This window comes from Ferranicluibacter rubi, from assembly GCF_011603255.1.
Lineage (GTDB): Bacteria > Pseudomonadota > Alphaproteobacteria > Rhizobiales > Rhizobiaceae > Ferranicluibacter > Ferranicluibacter rubi.
Genome location: NZ_JAANCM010000005.1, coordinates 137,608 through 158,860, shown reverse-complemented (window position 1 = coordinate 158,860; position 21,253 = coordinate 137,608). Strand labels below are relative to the sequence as shown.

Below are 21,253 nucleotides of genomic sequence, written 5' to 3'. Positions count from 1 at the left end.
CCGAGCCTGTGGCTCAGCTGTCGAGGAACGACCGCAGCTTGCGCGACCGGCTCGGGTGTTTGAGCTTGCGCAGCGCCTTCGCCTCGATCTGGCGAATACGTTCGCGCGTGACCGAGAACTGCTGGCCGACTTCTTCCAGCGTGTGGTCCGTGTTCATGCCGATGCCGAAGCGCATGCGCAGGACGCGCTCTTCGCGCGGCGTCAGCGACGCCAGAACGCGTGTCGTCGTCTCGCGCAGGTTCGCCTGAATGGCAGCATCGATCGGCAGCAGCGCGTTCTTGTCCTCGATGAAATCGCCGAGATGGCTGTCTTCCTCGTCGCCCACGGGGGTTTCGAGCGAAATCGGCTCCTTGGCGATCTTCAGGACCTTGCGGACCTTCTCAAGCGGCATGGCCAGCTTTTCGGCCAGCTCTTCCGGGGTCGGCTCGCGGCCGATCTCGTGCAGCATCTGGCGCGATGTGCGGACGATCTTGTTGATCGTCTCGATCATGTGCACCGGAATACGGATCGTGCGCGCCTGGTCGGCGATCGAACGTGTGATCGCCTGCCGGATCCACCATGTGGCATAGGTCGAGAACTTGTAGCCACGACGATACTCGAACTTATCGACCGCCTTCATGAGGCCGATATTGCCTTCCTGGATAAGATCCAGGAACTGAAGGCCGCGGTTCGTATACTTCTTGGCGATCGAGATCACGAGGCGGAGGTTGGCTTCCACCATCTCCTTCTTCGCGATCCGGGCTTCACGCTCGCCCTTCTGTACCATGTGAACGATCCGGCGGAATTCCGAGATCGAAATGCCGGTTTCCGTCGCCAGATTGTGGATTTCGCCGCGGATCGTGCTGATCATGTGCTCTTCGTTCTTCACGAAGGGCGCCCAGCCACGTCCCGTCAGGTTGCTGACCGTTTCCATCCAGTTCGTCACGAGTTCGCTGCCGGAATACTGCTCCAGGAACGAGTCGCGCTTCACGCCGTAGCTTTCGGCCAGACGCAGCAGCTTGCCTTCGTTCTGCACCAGCCGCTTGTTGATGTCGTAGAGCTGCTCGACCAGATTATCGACGCGATTCTGGTTGAGCGACAGCGACTTCACGGCGGTGATGAGCTCGTCCTTGAGCTCCTTGTACTTCTTTTCCTGCGCAGATGTCAGCGATCCCGTGGCCGCATTCATCCGCAACTCAACCTGCTGGTCCTGCAGCTTGCGCAGCTTCTTGTAGGTCTCGGCAATGATGTCGAGCGTTTCCATGACCTGCGGGCGCAGTTCCGCTTCCATCGCGGCGAGCGAAAGGTTCGACTCGTCGTCGTCCTCTTCCTCCTCCTCGGGCGGCAGGCCCTCACCACCGACATTGGTAATGTCGTCTTCGCTGGTGCGCGAACGACGGGTCTTTTCCTTCTCTTCTGCCGCCTTCCGGTCCGCCTCGATCTTCTCGGGCGACTGGAACTGCGGCGCAGCCTTGGCTTCCGGACCCGAATAAGTCGTTTCGAGATCGATGATCTCACGCAGCAGCGTCTGGCCTTCGTTCAGTTCGTCACGCCAGATTATGATGGCCTGGAACGTCAGCGGGCTCTCACAGAGGCCCGCGATCATCGTCTCGCGACCGGCCTCGATGCGCTTGGCGATCGCGATTTCGCCCTCGCGCGACAGGAGCTCGACCGAGCCCATTTCGCGCAGATACATCCGCACCGGATCGTCGGTGCGGTCCGTCGGTTCTTTCTTCTTGGCGGTTGCAAGCGCGGTGCCGCTGGAGGTCGCGATCTCGCCGCCCTCGCTATCGGGCTCGTCGTCGCTTGCCTCTTCCTCGCTGCCGGAGGCATTCTCGTCGACCTCTTCGTCCTCGACGACATTGATGCCCATGTCGGACAACATGGCCATCGTGTCTTCGATCTGCTCGGAGGTCACCTCTTCGGACGGGAGCACGGAGTTCAGCTCGTCCATCGTGACGTAGCCGCGCTTCTTGGCGGCCTTGATCATCTTCTTGACCGCGTCGTCCGAGAGATCGAGAAGCGGGCCGTCCGTTGCGCCGTCGCGTTCAGATTCGGCTTCTTCGTTCTCTTTGACTTTGGTTGCCATTCTTCGTCGCTTTCTTTGGACCAGCATTCCACGTTGGAGCGGTGACGAGCCGTGTGGCCCGGGCGCCTTTCGGCGCAACACCGCGAACATTACCCCTGACCTAACGGGCTGATATTAATTCCCGATTAACCACGGCATCTGCCGCGATCATCCCGGTCGGCTGCGACAGCAGCACGCTCCAAACATCACTTGCATGATGATCGTTTCCGCCGTATCCAATAAACCTTCCAAGCCAAAGACGGTTGATTCCCAGATTCTTCGGCTACGTCAAGCTCTTCCGGCAGAAAACAGCGCAATTAGGCAAAAAACGCCGGAATTAAGGCTCGGCATTGCCGCTATGTCTATCTGCTAGGCAGATGTAGGACGTTTCACCCGCAAGACAAGAGCAAGACGAAAGGTTGCGCACGCAAGCAACCGCGCTCGTCTTTTTTCACCCGAGACGCCTGCAAGGGTAAGTCAAATCTCACATGACTTTCTTGCACTTGGCATAAAAAGATCCCTTCAACAGGACGATGACTGCGTTCACGCCTTACGGTCCGGCTAAACCACGGCATACCGTCGAGAGAAAGGCTTAAGGACAGGCGGACACTATCCGCGGAACGTCCGGATAACCTCCAGGAACTGCTCGCCGAACCGCTCCTTCTTGCTCTGTCCGATGCCGGGAACATCCAGCAGATCGTCCGCATCGTCAGGCCGCATCTTGGCAAGCGCGATCAGCGTCGTATCCGGAAAGACGACATAGGGCGGCACGTTCATGCCGCGGGCGATGTCCGCACGCTCTGCCCTGAGCGCTTCGAAGAGTTCGAGATCCGACCCGTCCAGCGCGGCCTTTTCCTTTGCTGCCGGCGAGCGTGCATTTCTGGCGGCCTTGGCAGATGTCGGGCGGTCCTTGCGGAACCGCACTTCCGTTTCCTTCTTGAAGACCGCCCGCGCCATCGGCTCCAGCTTCAGGGCGCCGAACGCAGCGTGATCGACGCTCAGGAAGCCGGCAGCCAGCAACTGCCGCAGGATCGACTGCCAGGTCTTCGCCGCAATCTCCTTGCCCGCCCCGAACACCGGCATATCCGCATGGCCAAACCGCGTCGTCTTCTCGTTCACCGTGCCGGTGAGCACATCGATGACGTGACCTGCACCAAAGCGTTCGCCCGTGCGATAGACGGCCGCCAGCGCTTTGATGGCCGCCTCCGTGCCATCCCATGTCTCCACCGGATTGAGGCAGGTATCGCAATTGCCGCAGCCGCCGGCATGGCGCTCGCCGAAATGCGCGAGGATCGCCTGCCGCCTGCAGGAGGCCGTCTCGCAGATGCCGAGAAGCGAGCCGAGCTTGCCCCGCTCGATGCGCTTGATCTCCTCGGCCGCCCCGCCTTCGTCGATCATCTTGCGCCGCTGGATGACGTCGGCCATGCCATAGGCCATCCAGGCCTGAGACGGCATGCCGTCGCGCCCGGCGCGCCCTGTCTCCTGATAATAGGCTTCCACAGAGCCCGGCAGATCGAGATGCGCCACATAGCGCACATCCGGCTTGTCGATCCCCATGCCGAAGGCGACCGTCGCTACGAGGCAGAGGTTTTCCTCCTTCAGGAAGGCGTCCTGGTTCGCATCACGCACGGCGCGGTCCATGCCGGCATGGTAGGCGCGCGCGCGGATGCCCTGCCCGTTCAGCCACTCCGCCGTGTCCTCGACCTTCGCACGCGACAGGCAATAGACGATGCCGCTCGCGCCCTTGTGTCGCGAGAGAAAGCGAAGCAATTGCTGGCGCGGCTGGTCGCGCTCGACGATCTCATAGGCGATGTTCGGCCGGTCGAAACTCGAGCTGAACACGCGCGCATCCGAGAGCGCCAGTCGCTCGATGATATCGCCGCGCGTCTGCGGATCGGCGGTCGCCGTCAGCGCCAGACGCGGCACACCGGGATAGAGCGTCGCCAGTTGCCCGAGCGTGCGATATTCCGGCCGGAAATCATGCCCCCATTGCGATACGCAGTGTGCCTCATCGATCGCGAACAATGCGATCTCCACCCCCGCCACCATCTCGCGGAACCCCTCGGTCACGATCCGCTCCGGCGTGACGTAGAGCAGATCGAGCGTCCCTTCACGCACCGATCGCCGCACATCGATGAAGTCCTCACGCGACAGCGACGAGTTCAGCGCCGCAGCCCGAACGCCGAGCGCCTTCAAAGCCTCCACCTGGTCGCGCATCAGCGCGATCAAGGGAGACACAACGATCCCGAGCCCCGAGCGGCACAGCGCCGGCACCTGGAAACAGAGCGACTTGCCGGCCCCCGTCGGGAACAACACCACCGCATCCCCGCCCGAAACCACGTGCTCGACCACCTCACCCTGCTGTCCGCGGAAAACGGAATAGCCATAGACGGCTTTCAACACATCCAGCGGCGCCTTGCCGGTTGCTTGAAACGTGGTCTGCCCGGACTCCCGCCGTTGTCTGCCCGGTGGATCGAGAACCGGATCGTTACGTGTCGAGAAAGAAGGCATTTGAGAAGATGTCATGAAAGCCATTCTGCACGATTCCACCAGCCGGCGCGAGGGCGCTGGCTGCCGAACGCCATGAAGACCACAGCAGAGTGCACCTGCCTGCCCATCTGACGTGACTCAGAAACTACAGAAAGAGAGGAAAAAGAAAAGCGATTTGTTCTTGATTTGTTCAAAATGTGAATTAGGCTTCCCTCATGAACGGAAAACGCCTCTTCGCGCAGACCAGAGCGGATCGGCGTGGCAGAAATCATGAACCGGAGCAGGGACAAGGAGCAGCGGAATGACTTCTACAGTCCATCCGTCATTTGGCACCCGGCCCTTTGACCCGCCCGGAGAGCACGCCGAAGCCCTCGATAATCGCCTCCTGATTCTCCAGGCGCTCCACTTCGTTCTGCACCTCTTCCAGATTGCGCAGGACAAGGCTTGCCAGTTCGTCGTCGCCATCTTCCGTCGCCCGTGCGAGATCGCGCTCCAACTCGCGACGCTGCCAGAGAAGTGCCTTCGTCCGCTTGTGCAGCGCCAGAGCCTGTCGATAGCCTTCCAGCGCATCGGCAGGGTCGGCCGCCTGCGTGGCGATCCAGAGGCGGGCAAAGCGAACCTGCTGGTCGAGCATGGCAAGAAGTCCAGCAAAACCGGCGGCCTCGAGGTTTTCGACCAGCATCTCGCGCGTCAGCCGCGGCCCCTTGGCGGCGGCCGCGTTCAGCACCTGCGACCAGAGGCGCTGAAGCTCCTTGCTCTCATAGTCTATGACGGAGATCTCGTCATACTCGGCAAACAGCACGTCGGGATGATTGACGATCGTCAGTGCCAGCACGCTTTCCTTCAGCGGCGGCAGCGACTGCACGCCGGAGACGATCGAGGACCGCGCCAGCCGGTCGGATACGCCCGAAAGACTGCGCATCGGCGCCGATTCCTTGCCGAAACCGCCGCGACCGCCGGATCGGCCACCGCCTGGCCCGCCGCTCCTTTGTCCGCCACCGGGCTGGAAGCCACCCGTCCCTCCGCCGCGCCCTTGGTTTCCGCCCTGAAAGCCGCCGCCTTGGAAGCCGGAGCGCTGCGGTCCACGCAGATAGGTATTGAGCCGGTCGCGCATCGCCTGGCCGTAGTGCCGGCGAACGCTCTCGTCGCCGATCACGCCCACGACCTGCTTCAGCTTCGCCTCGAGCTCCGCCCGCTTTTCCGGCGTCTCGAAGCTTCCCGACTGGATCTCCCGGGTCCAGACCATTTCGGAAAGGGATCGTGCCGCCACCAGCACGCGGTCAAACGGCGCACGCCCCTCTTCCCGCACGAGATCGTCGGGGTCCTTGCCGTCCGGCAGCAGCGCGAACCGCACGGAGCGACCGGGCTTCAGGTGCGGCAGCGCGAGATCGACGGCGCGATTGGCAGCCCGGATACCGGCACCGTCACCATCGAAGCAGAGGATCGGCTCCTGCGTGAGCTTCCAGAGAAGCTCCAGCTGGTTCTCGGTCAGCGCCGTCCCAAGCGGTGCCACCGCGTTCTCGATCCCCGCCTGATGGAGAGCGATGACGTCCATATAGCCTTCGACGGCGATGATCGTGTCGTTGCCATCGGCGCCGCCCAGCGTCCGGCGGGCGCGGGCAAAATTGTAGAGCACGTTGCCCTTGTGAAAGAGCTCGGTCTCATTGGAATTCAGATACTTCGCGGGCGCGTCGGGCGACATGGCCCGCCCGCCGAACGCGATCACCTTCTCGCGCGACGACAGGATCGGAAACATGATCCGGTCGCGAAAACGGTCGTAGGATACCGCGATGTCGGGACCGTGCACCACGAGACCGCAGGCCTCGATCTGCTCGCGCGGAATGCCCTTGTTGGCAAGGTGCTCCTTCAAGGCGTTGCGGCTTTCCGGCGCGTAACCGAGCCGAAAGGTCTCGATCGTCCGCCCCGTCAGGCCCCGGTCACGCAGATAGGCCCGGGCGCGAGCGCCGTTCGCCGTCTGAAGCTGATCCTGAAAGAATTGCGTCGCCATTTCCATGACGTCCTGCAGGGTGGAACGCTCCCTGTCGCGCTTCTCCGCTTCCACGTCCGGCTGCGGCATGGCAACACCGGCGAGATCGGCGATCTGCTGCACGGCCTCGGGAAAGCTCATCCCGTCGAGTTCGTTCAGAAACCGGAAATGATCACCCGAAACACCGCAGCCGAAGCAATGGTAGCGCCCCTTCCGATCTTCGCAGTGGAAGCTCGGCGATTTCTCTCCGTGAAAGGGGCAGCAGGCCCAATAGTCTCCCTTGGACGCGTTGGTCTTCTTCCGGTCCCAGGTCACACGCTTGCCGATCACGTCCGAAATCGGAACGCGATCCTTGATCTCTTCGAGAAAGGTCGGGGAAAAACGCATGCGCCCGATATAGTCGCTTGCGCGCCATCCCGCTACAGCGCGCAACATCCCTCACCGCTATCCACAGGCAAGACACCCGCCGGCGGGAAAAGCGAAGCCAGCAGCCCTGTCATCGACCGCCGGACATCGCGCAGACGAACGGCGTCAGGCGCCCGACAGAAGGCCCTTCAGCACGCCGGATGCCTTGGCGAAATCCATCTGGCCGGCATGCCGCTCCTTCAGGATCGCCATGACCTTGCCCATGTCTTTCGGCCCCGTTGCCTCAGCATCAGCAATGGCTGCCGCAACGACCTCCTTCACCCGCGCTTCGGAGAACTGCTCCGGCTGGAAGTCGGCGATGATGACGATTTCCTCGCGTTCATGCGTGGCCAGTTCCGGCCGGCCGGCATCCTCATAGACCTTCGCCGATTCTTCGCGCTGCTTGACCATTTTCGCAAGGATCTGCAGCAACTCGTCATCGGTCGTTTCCGGCTTGCCGACGCCGCGATTGGCGATATCGCGGTCCTTCAGCGCGGCCTGCACCAGCCGCAGCGTGGAAACCCGGCGGGCATCCTTGGCCTTCATGGCCGTCTTCAGGGCATCGTTGATCGTGTCGCGCAGCATGGGTATCTCCCTTGTCTCTTGTGGGTGTGTCGTCTCTTGTGGGTGTTTCGTCCTGGCGGCCCTCATAGACCATCGGCAGGGCCGCAACAAACAGCTTCGTCATCAGATGGGATGGCCGGCGACCTGTTGTGAGCAGCGCAGGGCGGGACCGCATTATTCAGCGGATTTCCATTGGCAGTGGTTGACCGCGCGCAACCGCGCGCTTATGTCGAGGACCTGCACCAAGAGAGACCCGAATTGCGACCCGCGCCCGCATGCGCCGGGCGGCACCGGGTGCTGAGAAGCTTGGCGACCCGGTGGCCCGATCTCCGCCGCCTCGCCGCAACGGGATGACGCCGATGACCGCTCCATGGACCATTGAAACCGCAACCGCCATGCTCGTCCTGGCGGACGGCACCGTGATCGAAGGCAAGGGCATCGGGGCGACCGGCGCCGTTCCCGCCGAAGTCTGTTTCAACACGGCCCTCACCGGCTACCAGGAAATCCTGACCGACCCGTCCTATCTCGGCCAGATCGTCACTTTCACCTTCCCCCATATCGGCAATGTCGGCGCCAATGACGAAGACGTCGAAGACCTGACGCCGGCAGCTCGCCACGGCGCGGTCGGCGTCATCTTCAAGGCCGATATTACCGACCCCTCCAACTACCGCGCCGTGCGCCATCTCGACGCCTGGCTGAAGGCCCGCGGGATCATCGGCATGTGCGGCATCGACACGCGCGCTCTGACGGCCTGGATCCGTGAGAACGGCGCCCCGAACGCCGTCATCGCCCATGATGCTAATGGGCAGTTCGACATCGACGCGCTGAAGGCGATGGCGAAGGACTGGAGCGGCCTCGAAGGCCTTGACCTCGCCAAGGTCGCGACCTCGGGGCAGTCCTCTGTCTGGAGCGAAAAGCCCTGGGTCTGGAACGAAGAAACGGCCACGCTGACGGCGGATGCGGCAAAGTACCATGTCGTCTGCATCGACTACGGTGTGAAGCGCAACATTCTGCGCCTCTTTACCGGGCTCGACTGCAAGGTCACGGTCGTGCCGGCGACGACAAGCAAGGACGACGTCCTCGCGCTCAACCCGGATGGCGTCTTCCTCTCCAACGGCCCGGGAGATCCGGCAGCGACCGGCGAATATGCCGTGCCTGTCATCCGCGAGCTGATCGAAACCGACATCCCGGTCTTCGGCATCTGCCTCGGCCACCAGATGCTGGGCCTTGCGCTTGGCGGCAAGACCGAAAAGATGCACCAGGGCCATCACGGCGCCAACCATCCGGTGAAGGACCATACGACCGGCAAGGTCGAAATCGTCTCGATGAACCATGGCTTCGCGGTCGACTCGGCCTCGCTCCCGGCTGGCGTCGAGGAGACCCACGTTTCCCTGTTCGACGGTACAAATTGCGGGCTGCGCCTCTCCGGCAAGCCCGTCTTCTCCGTCCAGCATCACCCTGAAGCCTCCCCCGGCCCGCAGGACAGCCACTACCTCTTCCGCCGCTTCGTCAATCTGCTGCGCGAGAAGAAGGGCGAGGTCGCTCTGGCTGAACGCGCCTGATCGTCTGATCCGGTTTCCGGTTGATCAAACCGGAAACCGGAAGAGGCAGGCGGCAGAGCGATATCCCGAGAGCGGCTCAGCTCAGCTTGCGAACGATCCGGAAGAACCGCGCATTCAACAGCACGGCTGCGGCGAGCAAGCCGAGCGAGAAGCCGTACCAGACGCCCTGCCCGCCAAAGCCGAGCGGAAAGGCGAAGATCCAGGCGGAGAAGAAGCCGATCGGCCAGTAGGAGATCAGCGCCAGCACCATCGGCACCGTCGTGTCCTTCAACCCGCGCAACATGCCAGCAGCAATGGCCTGGAGGCCATCGACAAGCTGGAAGGCGCCGGCGATGACGATCAGGGGGCCTGCATAGGCCAGCACGAGCGCTGCATCCGTCCGGGTCGTATCAAGATAGAGCGCGGCGAGCGCGTAGGGGATGACGGCAAACAGCGTGGAGCCGAGAGCCGCGCAAATGATGCCGAGCGCGAGTGCCGAGATGCCGGCTTTGCGCACACCCTCCATGTCGCCGCGGCCATAGGCAAGCCCGACGCGCACGGTCGCCGCCTGGGCAAGTCCGAGCGGAATCATGAAGGCGATGGAGGCAAATTGCAGGGCGATGCCGTGGGCCGCCAGTTCCACCGTGCCGATCGTGCCCATGAGCAGCGACGCGACGGTGAAGAGGCTGACTTCGGCGAGAATCGTCAAGGCGATCGGCAGGCCCAGCAGCACGACTTCCTTCAGCGCATGCCAGTCGGGATTCCAGAACCGGACGAAGAGTTCGAAGCCGCGCAGTTCCGCGTGCCGCTGGATGTAGACGATGGCAAGCACGAGGCCGAGGATGGCGACCGCCAGTGCCGCCCAGGCCGCCCCGACCACGCCGAGCGCCGGAAAGCCGAAATGGCCATAGATCAGCAGGTAGCAGAAGCCGGCATTGAGAACGAGCGTGATCAGGGTGATGTAGAGAATGATCCCCGCGCGCTCCAGTCCGCTGAGGAAGGCCCGCAGCACCATGAAGACGAGGCTCGGGAAGACAGCCCATTGTGCGACATGCAGATAGCCGGCGGCCTTCGCCGCCACCTCCGGCTGCTGGCCGGCAAAGAGCAGGATCGGCTCGGCCAGCCACAGGATCGGCGCCGTGAGGACGCCGTAGATCAGCACCGCCCACATGCCCATGCGCACGGAACGCCGGGTCGAGACGACGTCACCACGCCCCACGGCCTGTGCCACCATCGGCACGACCGCGTTGGAAAAGCCGGATCCGAACACGAAGATGGTGAAAAACATCTGCGTCGCGAGAATGATGGAGGCAAGCTCCGTCGCACCCAGCTTGCCCACCATCACCACGTCGGTGGTGTTGATGGCAAGCTGCGCGATCTGCGCGGCAACGAAGGGCACGCCCAGAATGACGCTTCCGCGGAAGTGTGCAGCCCAGGAATTGTCCCCACGGATATCCCCCGCAGCGGGGTGCGTTGACGTCAGCATGATCGAGAAGCCTCTGGTCCGTCGCGGCCGGAATGGGCTCACGCGACGTGTCGCTCATAGCGCGAATGGCGGCAAACCTCCAGCGAGAGGCAGGCACTGCTGGAAATTTCATCCAGACATCACGGAGATTGATCGTTTTCGAGGCAGTTTCCCATCAGATCCTCGGAATCTCGGCGGATGCGTCCTTCGGTTTCAGGCGGGTCACGTAGAGGAAAACGGCGGCGGCGATGAGGACGGCGGAGAGGATGTAGGGTGCGCCGGCAAAGGTCACCGGCGCATCAGCCGCCGTGAACCGGCTGAAGATATGCGCGAAGACCAGCGGCCCGAGGATGGTCGTGAAGGAGGAGATGCTGGAAAGAGCGCCTTGAAGCTCTCCCTGCGCGGAAGGTGGTACCTTGGCAGCCGCGATCGAGCGCAGCGGCGGATCGGCAAGTGCCTCCAGGCACGTGGCCGCGATCACGGCATAGACCATCCAGCCCTGGAAGGCGAAGGCATAGCCGAAAAGCCCGACGCAGCAGAAGACGAGGCCGACCGCGCCGGCGCGCCATTCACCGAGCACGGGAATGATGCGCGGCAGGATGAAGGCCATGACGATCGCGCTGCAGATCCCGAAGACACCGAGCGACAGGCCGATCTGCCCCTCGCTCCAGCCATAACGATAGGTGGCGACGAAGGACCATACCGAGGGATAGACAGCATGGGCCTGCCAATAGAGGAAGAACACCAGCAGCACCCAGCCGATGCCGGGATAGCTGCGCATCTGGCGCAGCGCGCCGAGCGGGTTGGCGCGCCGCCACTCGAAGCGCCGGCGATGCTTGCGCTCCAGCGTTTCCGGCAGCAGGAAGAAGGCGATGACGAAATTGACGAAGGAGAGCAGCGCCGCACCGTAGAACGGCACACGCGGGCCGAACTCGCCGAGCGCGCCGCCGATGACCGGCCCCAGCGCAAAGCCCGTGCCGAAGGCAATGCCGATGAGACCGAAATTCTTGGCGCGGTTGCTGTCGTCGGAAACGTCGGCGATGAAGGCCGAGGCGGTGGAAAAGCTGGCACCGGAGATGCCGGCGAGAATGCGGCCGACGAAGAGCATGCCGAAACTCGTGGCCAGCGCGCAGATCAGGTTGTCGATCGCGAATGTCAGCACCGATGCGAGAAGAACCGGGCGGCGGCCGAACCTGTCGGAGAGATTGCCGATCAGCGGGGCAAAGAGAAACTGCATGCCGGAATAGACAAGCAGCAACCAGCCGCCATCAATGGCCGTGTCGCTGACCGTATCTCCCGTCAGTTCCGCCAGAAAGGCCGGCAGCACCGGCATGATGATCGCGATGCCGATGATGTCGAGAAAGAGGATCATGAAAACGAGGACAAGCCCCCGCCTCGCGGATGCCGGATCGATCATGCCAAACCTCCCCACTCCCGCACCGCGCGTCTCGAAGACACGAGGCCCTACCGCAAACCGTCCGACCCTGTCAGGCTCCGTCTGCTTCCCGCTGCTGTAGAGGCAAGCAGGAAGCGAGGCAACGGCCATTGTCGCTCCGATCCTCGCCGCGCATACCGGCGGCGGAAAGAGAATAGGACCCGGCCGTGTCAGATGGCCGGGTCCTGCCGCGGGAATACGCGGATCAGGCGCCGACGGCGCCGTCCTCGATCTTGCGGATCGCGACCACGGACGGCCGGGGCAGCGGGCCCTTGAAGTCCGGCCAGAGGGTTTCGGCCTTGTCCAGCGTTTCGGCATCCTCGGCCGGATGCTGTACAGAGACGAACAGCGTCTTGCCATCGGGCGTGAAGCAAGGCCCGGTCGCCTCCGCACCGGCCGGGCAGGTGAAAAGCAGCTTCGGCAGGCCGCGGGCCGGACCTTCCGTGTCGATGCCGTAGATCCCGTCCGGCAGGCCAAAATCATTCGCCCCATCCGTCGCGACCCAGAGCCGGCCGGAGGGGTCGAAGGTGATGTTGTCGGGACAGACGAACCAGCCGTTTTCGGAGGTTTCCGGATGGAAGCTCGCCTTCGTCGCCGCATCGGCCGGATTGCCGGCGAGAACGAACAGGTCCCATTCATAGATGTCGGCTGTATGGTCTGCATCGCGGCCGCGTCCGCCGGGCGGGATCAGCTCGACGATATGCCCCCACAGGTTTTCCGGCCGGGTGTTGGCAGGGTTCAGCTTGTCCTGTGTGCGCTTCTTGTTCTTGGTCATGACGGCGTAGACGCGGCCCGTCACCGGGTTGGTCTCCATGTCTTCCGGCCGGTCCATCGGCGTCGCGCCGACCGCGTCTGCCGCAAGCCGCGTCTTCAGCAGCACCTCCGCCTGGGACGCAAAGCCGTTTTCGGCCGTCAGCGGCCCCTGCCCGTGCACCAGCGGCAGCCAGTGCAGCGTACCGTCAGGATCGAAGCGCGCGACGGACAGGATGCCCTCGTCGAGAATGTCCTTCGCCGTTTCCGGCTTTGTGGGGTCGAAGGTGGCCTTGGTGACGAAGCGATAGGTGTATTCGAAATAGTCGTCGTCGCCCATGTAGACGACGATCCGGCCGTCCTTGTTGTGCACGACCGTGGAAGCCTCGTGGCTCATGCGGCCGAGCGCCGTGCGTTTGATGGGCGTGGAAGACGGATCGTAAGGGTCGATCTCGACCACCCAGTCGAAACGGTTCGGCTCGTTCGGCTCCTTGGTCATGTCGAAACGATCGTGGAAGCGGGCACGACCATAGATGTCGGAACCATCGAAGCCGTAGCGCTCCAGCACCGGCGCGATGGCAGACCCCTCGGGCTTGCCGCCGAACGTGTCGGAAGCACCCTCCTCGCAGGTCAGCACCGTGCCCCAGGGGGTGACGCCGCCGCCGCAATTGTAATTGGTGCCGCGCACGAGACGGCCTTCCGGATCGTCCCTGGTCTTGACGAGATCATGGCCGGCGACCGGGCCGGACAGCGCCATCGGCGTTTCCACCGTCAGGCGGCGGTTGTAGGTGCTGTCCTGAACCATGGCCCAGATACCATTCTCCATCTTCACCTCGACGATGGAGTGCCCCATGGCGGCCATGCCGAAATCCACCTGCTCCCGCGTCATCTTCGCACCGGCATCGTCCTCGGTCATGCCGGGAAAGATCACGTTCGGGGAGATATATTCGTTGTTGACGCAGAGCAGGCCATGATCGGCGCTGTCGGAACCCTTGGGCAGCGGCATGAAGGCGATATAGTCGCAATTATAGCCGAAGCGCATCAGCTGTTCTGCAGCGGAGGGCACGGTTCCGTCGAAGGCGGACGTAGATCCGGTCATCGGATCGCCCCAGCGCGCGACCACGTCGGCCTTGTAGCCGGGCGCAACCGCCATGTCCTTGTCGTAGACGCGCTTCAATTCGGTGAATTGCAGGGTGGACGCGGCCGACGCCGCGAAGCTCTCCTCGGCAAACAGCGAGCCGACGAAGCCGGTGCCGGTCGCGGCGATGGTTCCCATCGCCGTAAAGCCCTTGAGAAAGCTTCTGCGCGAAGCCCGGGCCGCGATGATGTCGCGGATGACGGGCGATGAGGTGCTGGGACAGTCTGCCATGACGGGCGCTCCTGGTGCGTTGGACTGCGCCTGGATTATCGGCCGCTCATGACATGGAAGAGACAGATGGCATGCGAACGGAACAAAGCCGCCCGCATGCAGGATCGGTCAGACCGGGTTGTTGAACGTATCGCAGGCCTGCAGCTGTCCGCTGTCGAAGCCGCGCTTGAACCACGTCGCCCGCTGCTTTGACGTGCCATGGTTGAAGCTTTCCGGCACGACGTAACCCTGCGTCCGCTTCTGCAGCGTATCGTCGCCGATCTGGGTCGCGGCATTGAGCGCTTCTTCAAGATCGCCCTGCTCCAGCAGGCCCTTCTGCTGCGTATACTTGCCCCAGATGCCGGCGTAGCAGTCGGCCTGCAACTCGGTGCGGACGGAGAGCTCGTTGGACGAAGCCTCGTCCATGCCCTGCCGCTGCTCGTTGACCTGCGGCAGCGTGCCAAGCAGGTTCTGCACGTGATGCCCCACTTCATGCGCGACGACATAGGCCTGCGCGAAATCGCCGGACGCCTCGAAACGCTGCGACAGTTCATCGAAGAAGGATGTGTCGAGATAGACCTTCTGGTCGCCCGGGCAATAGAACGGCCCCGAAGCCGACGAGGCTTGACCGCAGGCCGACTGCACGCCGCCCGTGAAGAACACCAGCGTCGGCTCGCGATAGGTCTGACCGTTCGACTGGAAGATGCCGTTCCACGTATCCTCGGTCTCGGCGAGAACCGTGCGGATGAAGGCCTTGGTTTCCTCCTGCTGGGCGGTGCCCTGCGTGCTGCCCTGGCTCTGCTCGTAGCCGGACTGTCCCGTCTGGCCGCCGTCGAGAACCTGCAGCAGGTCTATGCCCATCGCCTTGAAGATGAAGTAGATCACCACGAGGAAGATGATGGTGCCGATGCTCAAGCCGCCGCCGCGTCCGCCGCCCATGGGAATGCGGAAACCCCCTCCACGGCCGAAACCGCCCCGTACGGGCCCGGAGCCGCTCTGATCCTCGACATTGCTCGACTGGCGACGGCCCTTCCATTCCATGGCGGTTCACTCCCTTGGTTCGGCATCACGGATGCGATCGATATAACGCATGCCCGTGGAAAAGGTATCCCCGGCGCCGAATGCGTTTGCCAGCGCTTTTCCGACCGCATTTTCCTGTTGTGATCGCGATTTCGGGGTTTCGCTCCGGCGCCCATTTCCCTATAAGCCCCTTCTAGCCTTAAAGACGTGAGACTGCACGACCGGCCGATGGACACCCGCCATCGGAGCCGGCTTTTCGCGCAGCCTGAAAAGCGGAACCTAGACCATGCCCAAGCGCCAAGATATCAAGTCCATCCTCATCATCGGCGCTGGACCGATCGTCATTGGCCAGGCATGCGAGTTCGACTATTCAGGAACACAGGCCTGCAAGGCGCTGAAGGAAGAAGGGTTCCGGGTCATCCTGGTCAACTCCAATCCAGCGACCATCATGACCGATCCGGGCCTTGCGGATGCGACCTATGTCGAGCCGATCACCCCGGAAGTGGTGGCCAAGATCATCGCCAAGGAACGCCCGGATGCGCTGCTGCCCACCATGGGCGGGCAGACCGCACTCAACACGGCCCTCTCGCTGAAGCGCATGGGCGTGCTCGACCGCTACAATGTCGAGATGATCGGCGCGAAGCCCGCCGCCATTGACATGGCCGAAGACCGCGCGCTCTTCCGCGAGGCTATGGCCCGCATCGGGCTGGAAACGCCCAAATCGATGCTGGCCAACGCCACGGACATCAAGGATGCCGACCGCAAGACGCATGAGGCCGAGCGCAACAAGCTCAAGGAAAGCCTGTCCGGCGCAGCGCTCGACACGGCGCTCGACACGCTGGAAAACGAGTGGAACCTCGGCGAGACCGACCGCAAGCAGCGCTATATGAGCCACGCCATGGCGCTGGCCGCACAGGCGATCGACCAGATCGGCCTCCCCACCATCATCCGCCCCTCCTTCACGCTCGGCGGCACCGGCGGCGGCATCGCCTATAACAGGTCGGAATTCTTCGAGATCGTCTCGTCGGGTCTCGACGCCTCCCCCACCACCGAAGTGCTGATCGAGGAATCGGTTCTCGGCTGGAAGGAATACGAGATGGAGGTCGTCCGCGACACGGCGGACAACTGCATCATCATCTGCTCGATCGAGAACATCGACCCGATGGGCGTCCACACGGGCGACTCGATCACCGTCGCCCCAGCCTTGACCCTGACGGACAAGGAATACCAGATCATGCGCAACGCCTCGATCGCGGTGCTGCGCGAGATCGGCGTCGAAACCGGCGGCTCGAACGTCCAGTTCGCGGTGAACCCCAAGGACGGCCGCCTCGTCGTCATCGAGATGAACCCGCGCGTGTCGCGCTCCTCGGCGCTGGCCTCCAAGGCGACCGGCTTCCCGATCGCCAAGATCGCCGCCAAGCTCGCCGTCGGCTATACGCTGGACGAGCTGGAAAACGACATCACCGGCGGCGCCACGCCGGCCTCGTTCGAACCATCGATCGACTATGTCGTCGTGAAGATCCCGCGCTTCGCCTTCGAAAAGTTCCCGGGCGCCTCCCCCGTGCTGACGACCGCTATGAAGTCCGTCGGTGAAGTGATGGCCATCGGCCGCACCTTTGCCGAATCGTTGCAGAAGGCCCTGCGTGGCATGGAAACCGGCCTGACCGGCCTCGACGAGATCGAGATCCCCGGCCTCGACGACGGCAGCGATGGCCGCAACGCCATCCGCGCCGCCATCGGCACGCCGACGCCCGACCGCCTGCGCATGGTCGCCCAGGCGCTGCGCCTCGGCATGTCGGAAGCCGACGTGCATGACGGCTCGAAGATCGACCCGTGGTTCATCGCCCAGCTCAAGGCCATCGTGGACATGGAAGCCCGCATCCGCGAGCATGGCCTGCCGGACGATGCCGGCAACCTGCGCATGCTGAAGGCCATGGGCTTCTCGGACGCGCGCCTCGCCACGCTCTCGGGCAAGCGCCCGAAGGAAGTGGCCGAGAAGCGCAATGCGCTCGACGTGCGCCCGGTCTACAAGCGCATCGACACCTGCGCGGCCGAGTTCGCCTCGCCCACCGCCTATATGTACTCGACCTATGAGACCCCCTTCGTCGGCCAGGCCCGCAGCGAAGCCGGCATCTCAGACCGCAAGAAGGTCGTCATCCTCGGCGGCGGCCCGAACCGCATCGGACAGGGCATCGAGTTCGACTATTGCTGCTGCCATGCCGCCTTCGCGCTGAAGGATGCAGGGTTTGAGGCCATCATGATCAACTGCAACCCGGAGACGGTTTCCACCGATTACGATACGTCCGACCGGCTCTACTTCGAGCCGCTGACGGCCGAGGACGTGATCGAGATCCTGAAGATGGAGCAGACGCGCGGCGAACTCGTCGGCGTCATCGTGCAGTTCGGCGGGCAGACCCCGCTGAAGCTCGCCGAAGCGCTGGAAAAGAACGGCATCCCGATCCTCGGTACCGCGCCCGACATGATCGATCTTGCCGAAGACCGCGACCGCTTCCAGAAGCTTCTGATGAAGCTCGACCTCAACCAGCCGAACAACGGCATCGCCTACTCCGTCGAGCAGGCCCGCCTGGTCGCCTCCGAGATCGGCTTCCCGCTGGTCGTGCGTCCGTCCTACGTTCTGGGCGGCCGTGCCATGCAGATCATCCACTCGGAAAGCATGCTGCAGACCTACCTGCTCGACACGGTTCCCGAGCTTGTGCCGGAAGACATCAAGCAGCGCTACCCGAACGACAAGACAGGGCAGATCAACACGCTGCTCGGCAAGAACCCGCTTCTCTTCGATAGCTACCTCGCAAACGCCATCGAAGTGGATGTCGACTGCATCTCCGATGGCAAGGACGTCTACGTCGCCGGCATCATGGAGCATATCGAGGAAGCCGGCATCCACTCCGGCGACAGCGCCTGCTCGCTGCCCTCGCGCACGCTCTCCAACGACATGCTGGACGAGCTGGAGCGCCAGGCGAAAGCCATGGCGAAGGCGCTGAAGGTCGGCGGCCTGATGAACGTACAGTTCGCGATCAAGGACGGCATCGTCTACGTGCTCGAGGTCAACCCGCGCGCCTCGCGCACGGTGCCCTTCGTCGCCAAGACCATCGGCGCCCCGATTGCCAAGATCGCCGCCCGCGTCATGGCCGGCGAAACGCTCGACCAGTGCTTTGCAGCTTACGGCGGCAAGCCCGACCCGCGCGCGCTCAAGCACATCGCCGTCAAGGAAGCCGTATTCCCCTTCGCCCGCTTCCCCGGCGTTGATATCCTGCTCGGCCCGGAAATGCGCTCAACGGGTGAAGTCATCGGCCTCGATACCGATTTCGCGCTCGCCTTCGCCAAGGCGCAGCTCGGTGCCGGCGTCGATCTCCCCCGCGAAGGCACGGTCTTCGTCTCCGTCCGCGACGGCGACAAGGACGGCGTCCTCCCGGCCATCCGCATCCTGACCGATATCGGCTTCAAGGTGCTGGCAACCGGCGGCACCGCCCGCTTCCTTGAAGCCAACGGCATCACGACGACGAAGATCAACAAGGTGCAGGAAGGCCGCCCGCACATCGAGGATGCCATCCGCAACCGTCAGGTCCAGCTCGTCATCAACACGACCGACAGCAACAAGGCGATCTCGGATAGCAAATCGCTCCGCCGCGCGACGCTGATGCAGAAGGTCCCCTACTTCACCACCATGGCCGGCGCCGAAGCCGCCGCCGCTGCGATCAAGGCGCTCAAAGCCGGCAACCTCGAAGTCCGCCCGCTGCAGAGCTATTTCTGACGCTCTACGGATAAACCCAGGCTCACGGAAGAGTTCTGTCTCTTTCTTATCCTGCATTTTTCCGACAGCGAAGCGAACACGCTTCGCTGTCGGAAGCACTCCCGTATCTTCAAGAATATCCATAACCGGAACCACGCACGCCCGCATCGACGTGCATGACAGCATATCTGCGCGATAAAACGTTCGAAGATTACACGTTTTTCGCGAGCGATAACGCGGAATTAACCACCACAGGGAATGATCGCATCAGGACATCTTAATATTCGAGACGCTTCAGCGGAAAGGTCAGCCGGCATGCACTCCATGACAAACCGGACTGCCATGCCGGAAACCTGTAGCGAGTTGCATGCTCCCACCGTGGTGGTTCTGCTGCTGCTGACCCTCTCGATCCTGACGGCCATAGCACTCTGGCCACGCGGCCCTTTCTACATCCTCGCCGTCGGGCCAGGCCTGACGCAGATCGAATTGTTCGACGTGCTCGAGAGGGCCGGAGGCCGTTTCGTTGCCGAGGGTCCCACGCGCTGGACGGCCTTCGTTTACTCGGATGCGAGCGATTTCGCCGCCCGAGCACGCGTCTCCGGCGCCTTTTTCACCCTTCAAAGTCCCATCCTCTCGATTTGCAGAGAACCGTCATGAACTCAATTCGGACTCTTCGCCTAAAGGTATCACTCGGGATCATCGGCCTGATGTGGCTGAATGTCGTCATGGTGTCGTTGCGCGCGTTCTCGATAGAAGATCCGGCAACGTTCTGGGTTGTCGCCGGCAGCGCCGTCGTTGCGGGTCTCGCGACGCTGGTATGGTTGCAGGACCGCGCCGGAGCGACTGCCGCCGTGGGGGTCAGCGTGGCCAATGCCGGGCTTGTCTGCCTGCTGGTCTACGGCTTCCGCGACTCCAATCTCCAGAGCGACATCCATATGTATTTCTTCGCTGTTCTGGCCATCTGCTCCGCTTTGCTGGAATGGCGCGCGCTCTTGGCCTATGCGGCGGTCGTTGCCGTTCACCACCTGACGCTGTTCTTCACAGTGCCAATGGCTGTTTTCCCAACGAATTCCGGTTTCTCGCGCGTGGTGTTGCACGCACTCGTTCTCTCGCTCGAAACGGGCGTCCTCATCGCCATCGTCGTCATGATGACCCGCGCACTCGTCCGCAGCGAAAACGCCCTGGCGGAAGCAGCGTCCGCGGAACGGGCGACATCGGAAATCGAAGCACGCAGCCGCGCGCAGGAACTGTCCACAGTGCGTGAACGCGAGCAGCTCGCCATCGATGCCGACACCACGTTCAAACATTGCCTGCACCATGCCACCGCAGGCATCTCCGACGGAATCCGCAAGCTGGCGGATGGCAATCTGGCTTTCACGATGGACACGCCGTTCGCACCGGAGTTCGAAGCGCTTCGCGGCGATATGAACGACGCGGTCGGGCGTCTGGGCAACGTTCTCCGGGAAGTGTCCGCCGTCGCCACCCGGATCGACGACGGCGCACAGGATGTTGCCGGTGCCGTCACCGACCTGTCGCGACGGACGGAGCGGCAGGCCGGCACAGTCGAGGAAACAGCCGCAGCGCTGGCCGAAATCACCGAAAGCGTCGCCGCATCGGCAAAGCGCACGGAAGAAGCTCGCTCGGTTGCATTGCAGGCCAACAAGGATGCGGCGCAATCCTCGGGCGTCGTCGAAAATGCCGAGCAGGCCATGCGTCGCATCGAGGCCAGTTCGCAACAGATTTCCTCGATTATCGTCGCGATCGACGAAATCGCGTTTCAGACGAACCTTCTGGCGTTGAACGCCGGCGTCGAAGCCGCGCGCGCGGGAGAAGCGGGCAAGGGTTTCGCCGTCGTGGCGCAGGAAGTCCGCGAACTCGCGCAGCGCTCGGCCACTGCAGCCCGTGAAATCAAGAGCCTGATCCAGACCTCCACCAGCGAGGTCGAGACCGGCGTCAAGCTGGTGCGCAACACGGGCGAAGCCTTGAAGACGATCGGCAGTCAGGTGGTGACCATCAACAGCCTGATGGATCAGATTGCCGTCTCCGCCCGCGATCAATCCAGCAGCCTCTCCAGTGTTTCAAGCGCCGTCAACGGCATGGATCAGGTGACCCAACAGAACGCCGCCATGGTGGAACAGACGACCGCCTCCGTCTCCGCCCTCGCGCAGGAGGCCCTTCGTCTGAAGGACATGATCGGTGAATTCAGCCTGACCACGGAGCGACAGCCACGCCGCAGCCAGCGCGCCGCATGACGTCACGGTGAAAGGGCGATCCCCACGCTCATCCATGTCGCCCGAAGAGTGCCGCACTGTCGAGAGAACGACACGCACCAACACAACGACCCGAAGCGCGAAAAATCTGGCTTCCCATCCGCGCTTTCTGCTATAGTTATTGCCTTGATGTTTTGAACGGTTCCGGGGCTGACGCCCCGGATGCCGTTTTATTTTGCT

Annotated in this window: 12 protein-coding genes; 4 read left to right on the top strand and 8 right to left on the bottom strand. The window is 63.0% G+C overall.

Going from position 1 to position 21,253, the window contains the following annotated elements; translation table 11 throughout:
- Positions 1 to 13: 13 nt before the first annotated feature.
- From rpoD to G8E10_RS11955, 4 genes are all read right to left on the bottom strand, one after another.
- On the bottom strand, positions 14 to 2,068 hold the full coding sequence (gene rpoD, locus G8E10_RS11970) for an RNA polymerase sigma factor RpoD (RefSeq protein WP_132447615.1): 2,055 nt from the start codon (positions 2,066 to 2,068) through the stop codon (positions 14 to 16).
- 588 nt (positions 2,069 to 2,656) lie between these two features.
- Positions 2,657 to 4,558, bottom strand: coding sequence for a DNA helicase RecQ (gene recQ, locus G8E10_RS11965; RefSeq protein WP_167129462.1), 1,902 nt, complete (start codon positions 4,556 to 4,558; stop codon positions 2,657 to 2,659).
- 301 nt (positions 4,559 to 4,859) lie between these two features.
- Positions 4,860 to 6,911: a DNA primase gene (gene dnaG / locus G8E10_RS11960; RefSeq protein WP_132447954.1), complete on the bottom strand. Its 2,052-nt coding sequence runs from the start codon at positions 6,909 to 6,911 to the stop codon at positions 4,860 to 4,862.
- A gap of 144 nt (positions 6,912 to 7,055) precedes the next feature.
- A complete protein-coding gene (locus G8E10_RS11955) occupies positions 7,056 to 7,514 on the bottom strand; it encodes a GatB/YqeY domain-containing protein (RefSeq protein ID WP_167129128.1) in 459 nt (152 codons plus the stop codon).
- 329 nt (positions 7,515 to 7,843) lie between these two features.
- On the opposite strand from G8E10_RS11955, the gene carA reads away from it, so the two are divergent.
- Complete coding sequence (carA, locus tag G8E10_RS11950) at positions 7,844 to 9,055, top strand: glutamine-hydrolyzing carbamoyl-phosphate synthase small subunit (RefSeq protein ID WP_167129126.1); 1,212 nt, start codon at positions 7,844 to 7,846, stop codon at positions 9,053 to 9,055.
- 76 nt (positions 9,056 to 9,131) lie between these two features.
- Here carA and G8E10_RS11945 read toward each other — a convergent pair whose 3' ends face one another.
- The 4 genes from G8E10_RS11945 to ypfJ all read right to left on the bottom strand — a co-directional run bounded on the left by G8E10_RS11945 (position 9,132) and on the right by ypfJ (position 15,073).
- Positions 9,132 to 10,520 (bottom strand): MATE family efflux transporter, encoded by a 1,389-nt coding sequence (locus tag G8E10_RS11945; protein ID WP_167129124.1) that lies wholly within the window; start codon positions 10,518 to 10,520, stop codon positions 9,132 to 9,134.
- Positions 10,521 to 10,674: 154 nt separating this feature from the next.
- A complete protein-coding gene (locus G8E10_RS11940; RefSeq protein WP_167129122.1) occupies positions 10,675 to 11,916 on the bottom strand; it encodes a TCR/Tet family MFS transporter in 1,242 nt (413 codons plus the stop codon).
- Between the two features lie 223 nt (positions 11,917 to 12,139).
- Entirely contained in the window at positions 12,140 to 14,053 is a 1,914-nt protein-coding gene (locus G8E10_RS11935) for a PhoX family protein (protein ID WP_167129119.1), read from the bottom strand.
- 108 nt (positions 14,054 to 14,161) lie between these two features.
- Positions 14,162 to 15,073, bottom strand: coding sequence for a KPN_02809 family neutral zinc metallopeptidase (ypfJ, locus tag G8E10_RS11930; protein WP_167129117.1), 912 nt, complete (start codon positions 15,071 to 15,073; stop codon positions 14,162 to 14,164).
- A gap of 265 nt (positions 15,074 to 15,338) precedes the next feature.
- Here ypfJ and carB point away from each other — a divergent pair, with 265 nt between their 5' ends.
- From carB to G8E10_RS11915, 3 genes are all read left to right on the top strand, one after another.
- Complete coding sequence (gene carB, locus G8E10_RS11925; protein WP_110799304.1) at positions 15,339 to 18,824, top strand: carbamoyl-phosphate synthase large subunit; 3,486 nt, start codon at positions 15,339 to 15,341, stop codon at positions 18,822 to 18,824.
- Positions 18,825 to 19,118: 294 nt separating this feature from the next.
- On the top strand, positions 19,119 to 19,460 hold the full coding sequence (locus G8E10_RS11920; protein WP_167129115.1) for a hypothetical protein: 342 nt from the start codon (positions 19,119 to 19,121) through the stop codon (positions 19,458 to 19,460).
- Positions 19,457 to 21,055, top strand: a complete 1,599-nt coding sequence (locus tag G8E10_RS11915) for a methyl-accepting chemotaxis protein (protein ID WP_167129113.1) — start codon at positions 19,457 to 19,459, stop codon at positions 21,053 to 21,055. The genes G8E10_RS11920 and G8E10_RS11915 overlap by 4 nt, the downstream gene beginning before the upstream one ends.
- The last annotated feature ends 198 nt before the right edge of the window (positions 21,056 to 21,253 follow it).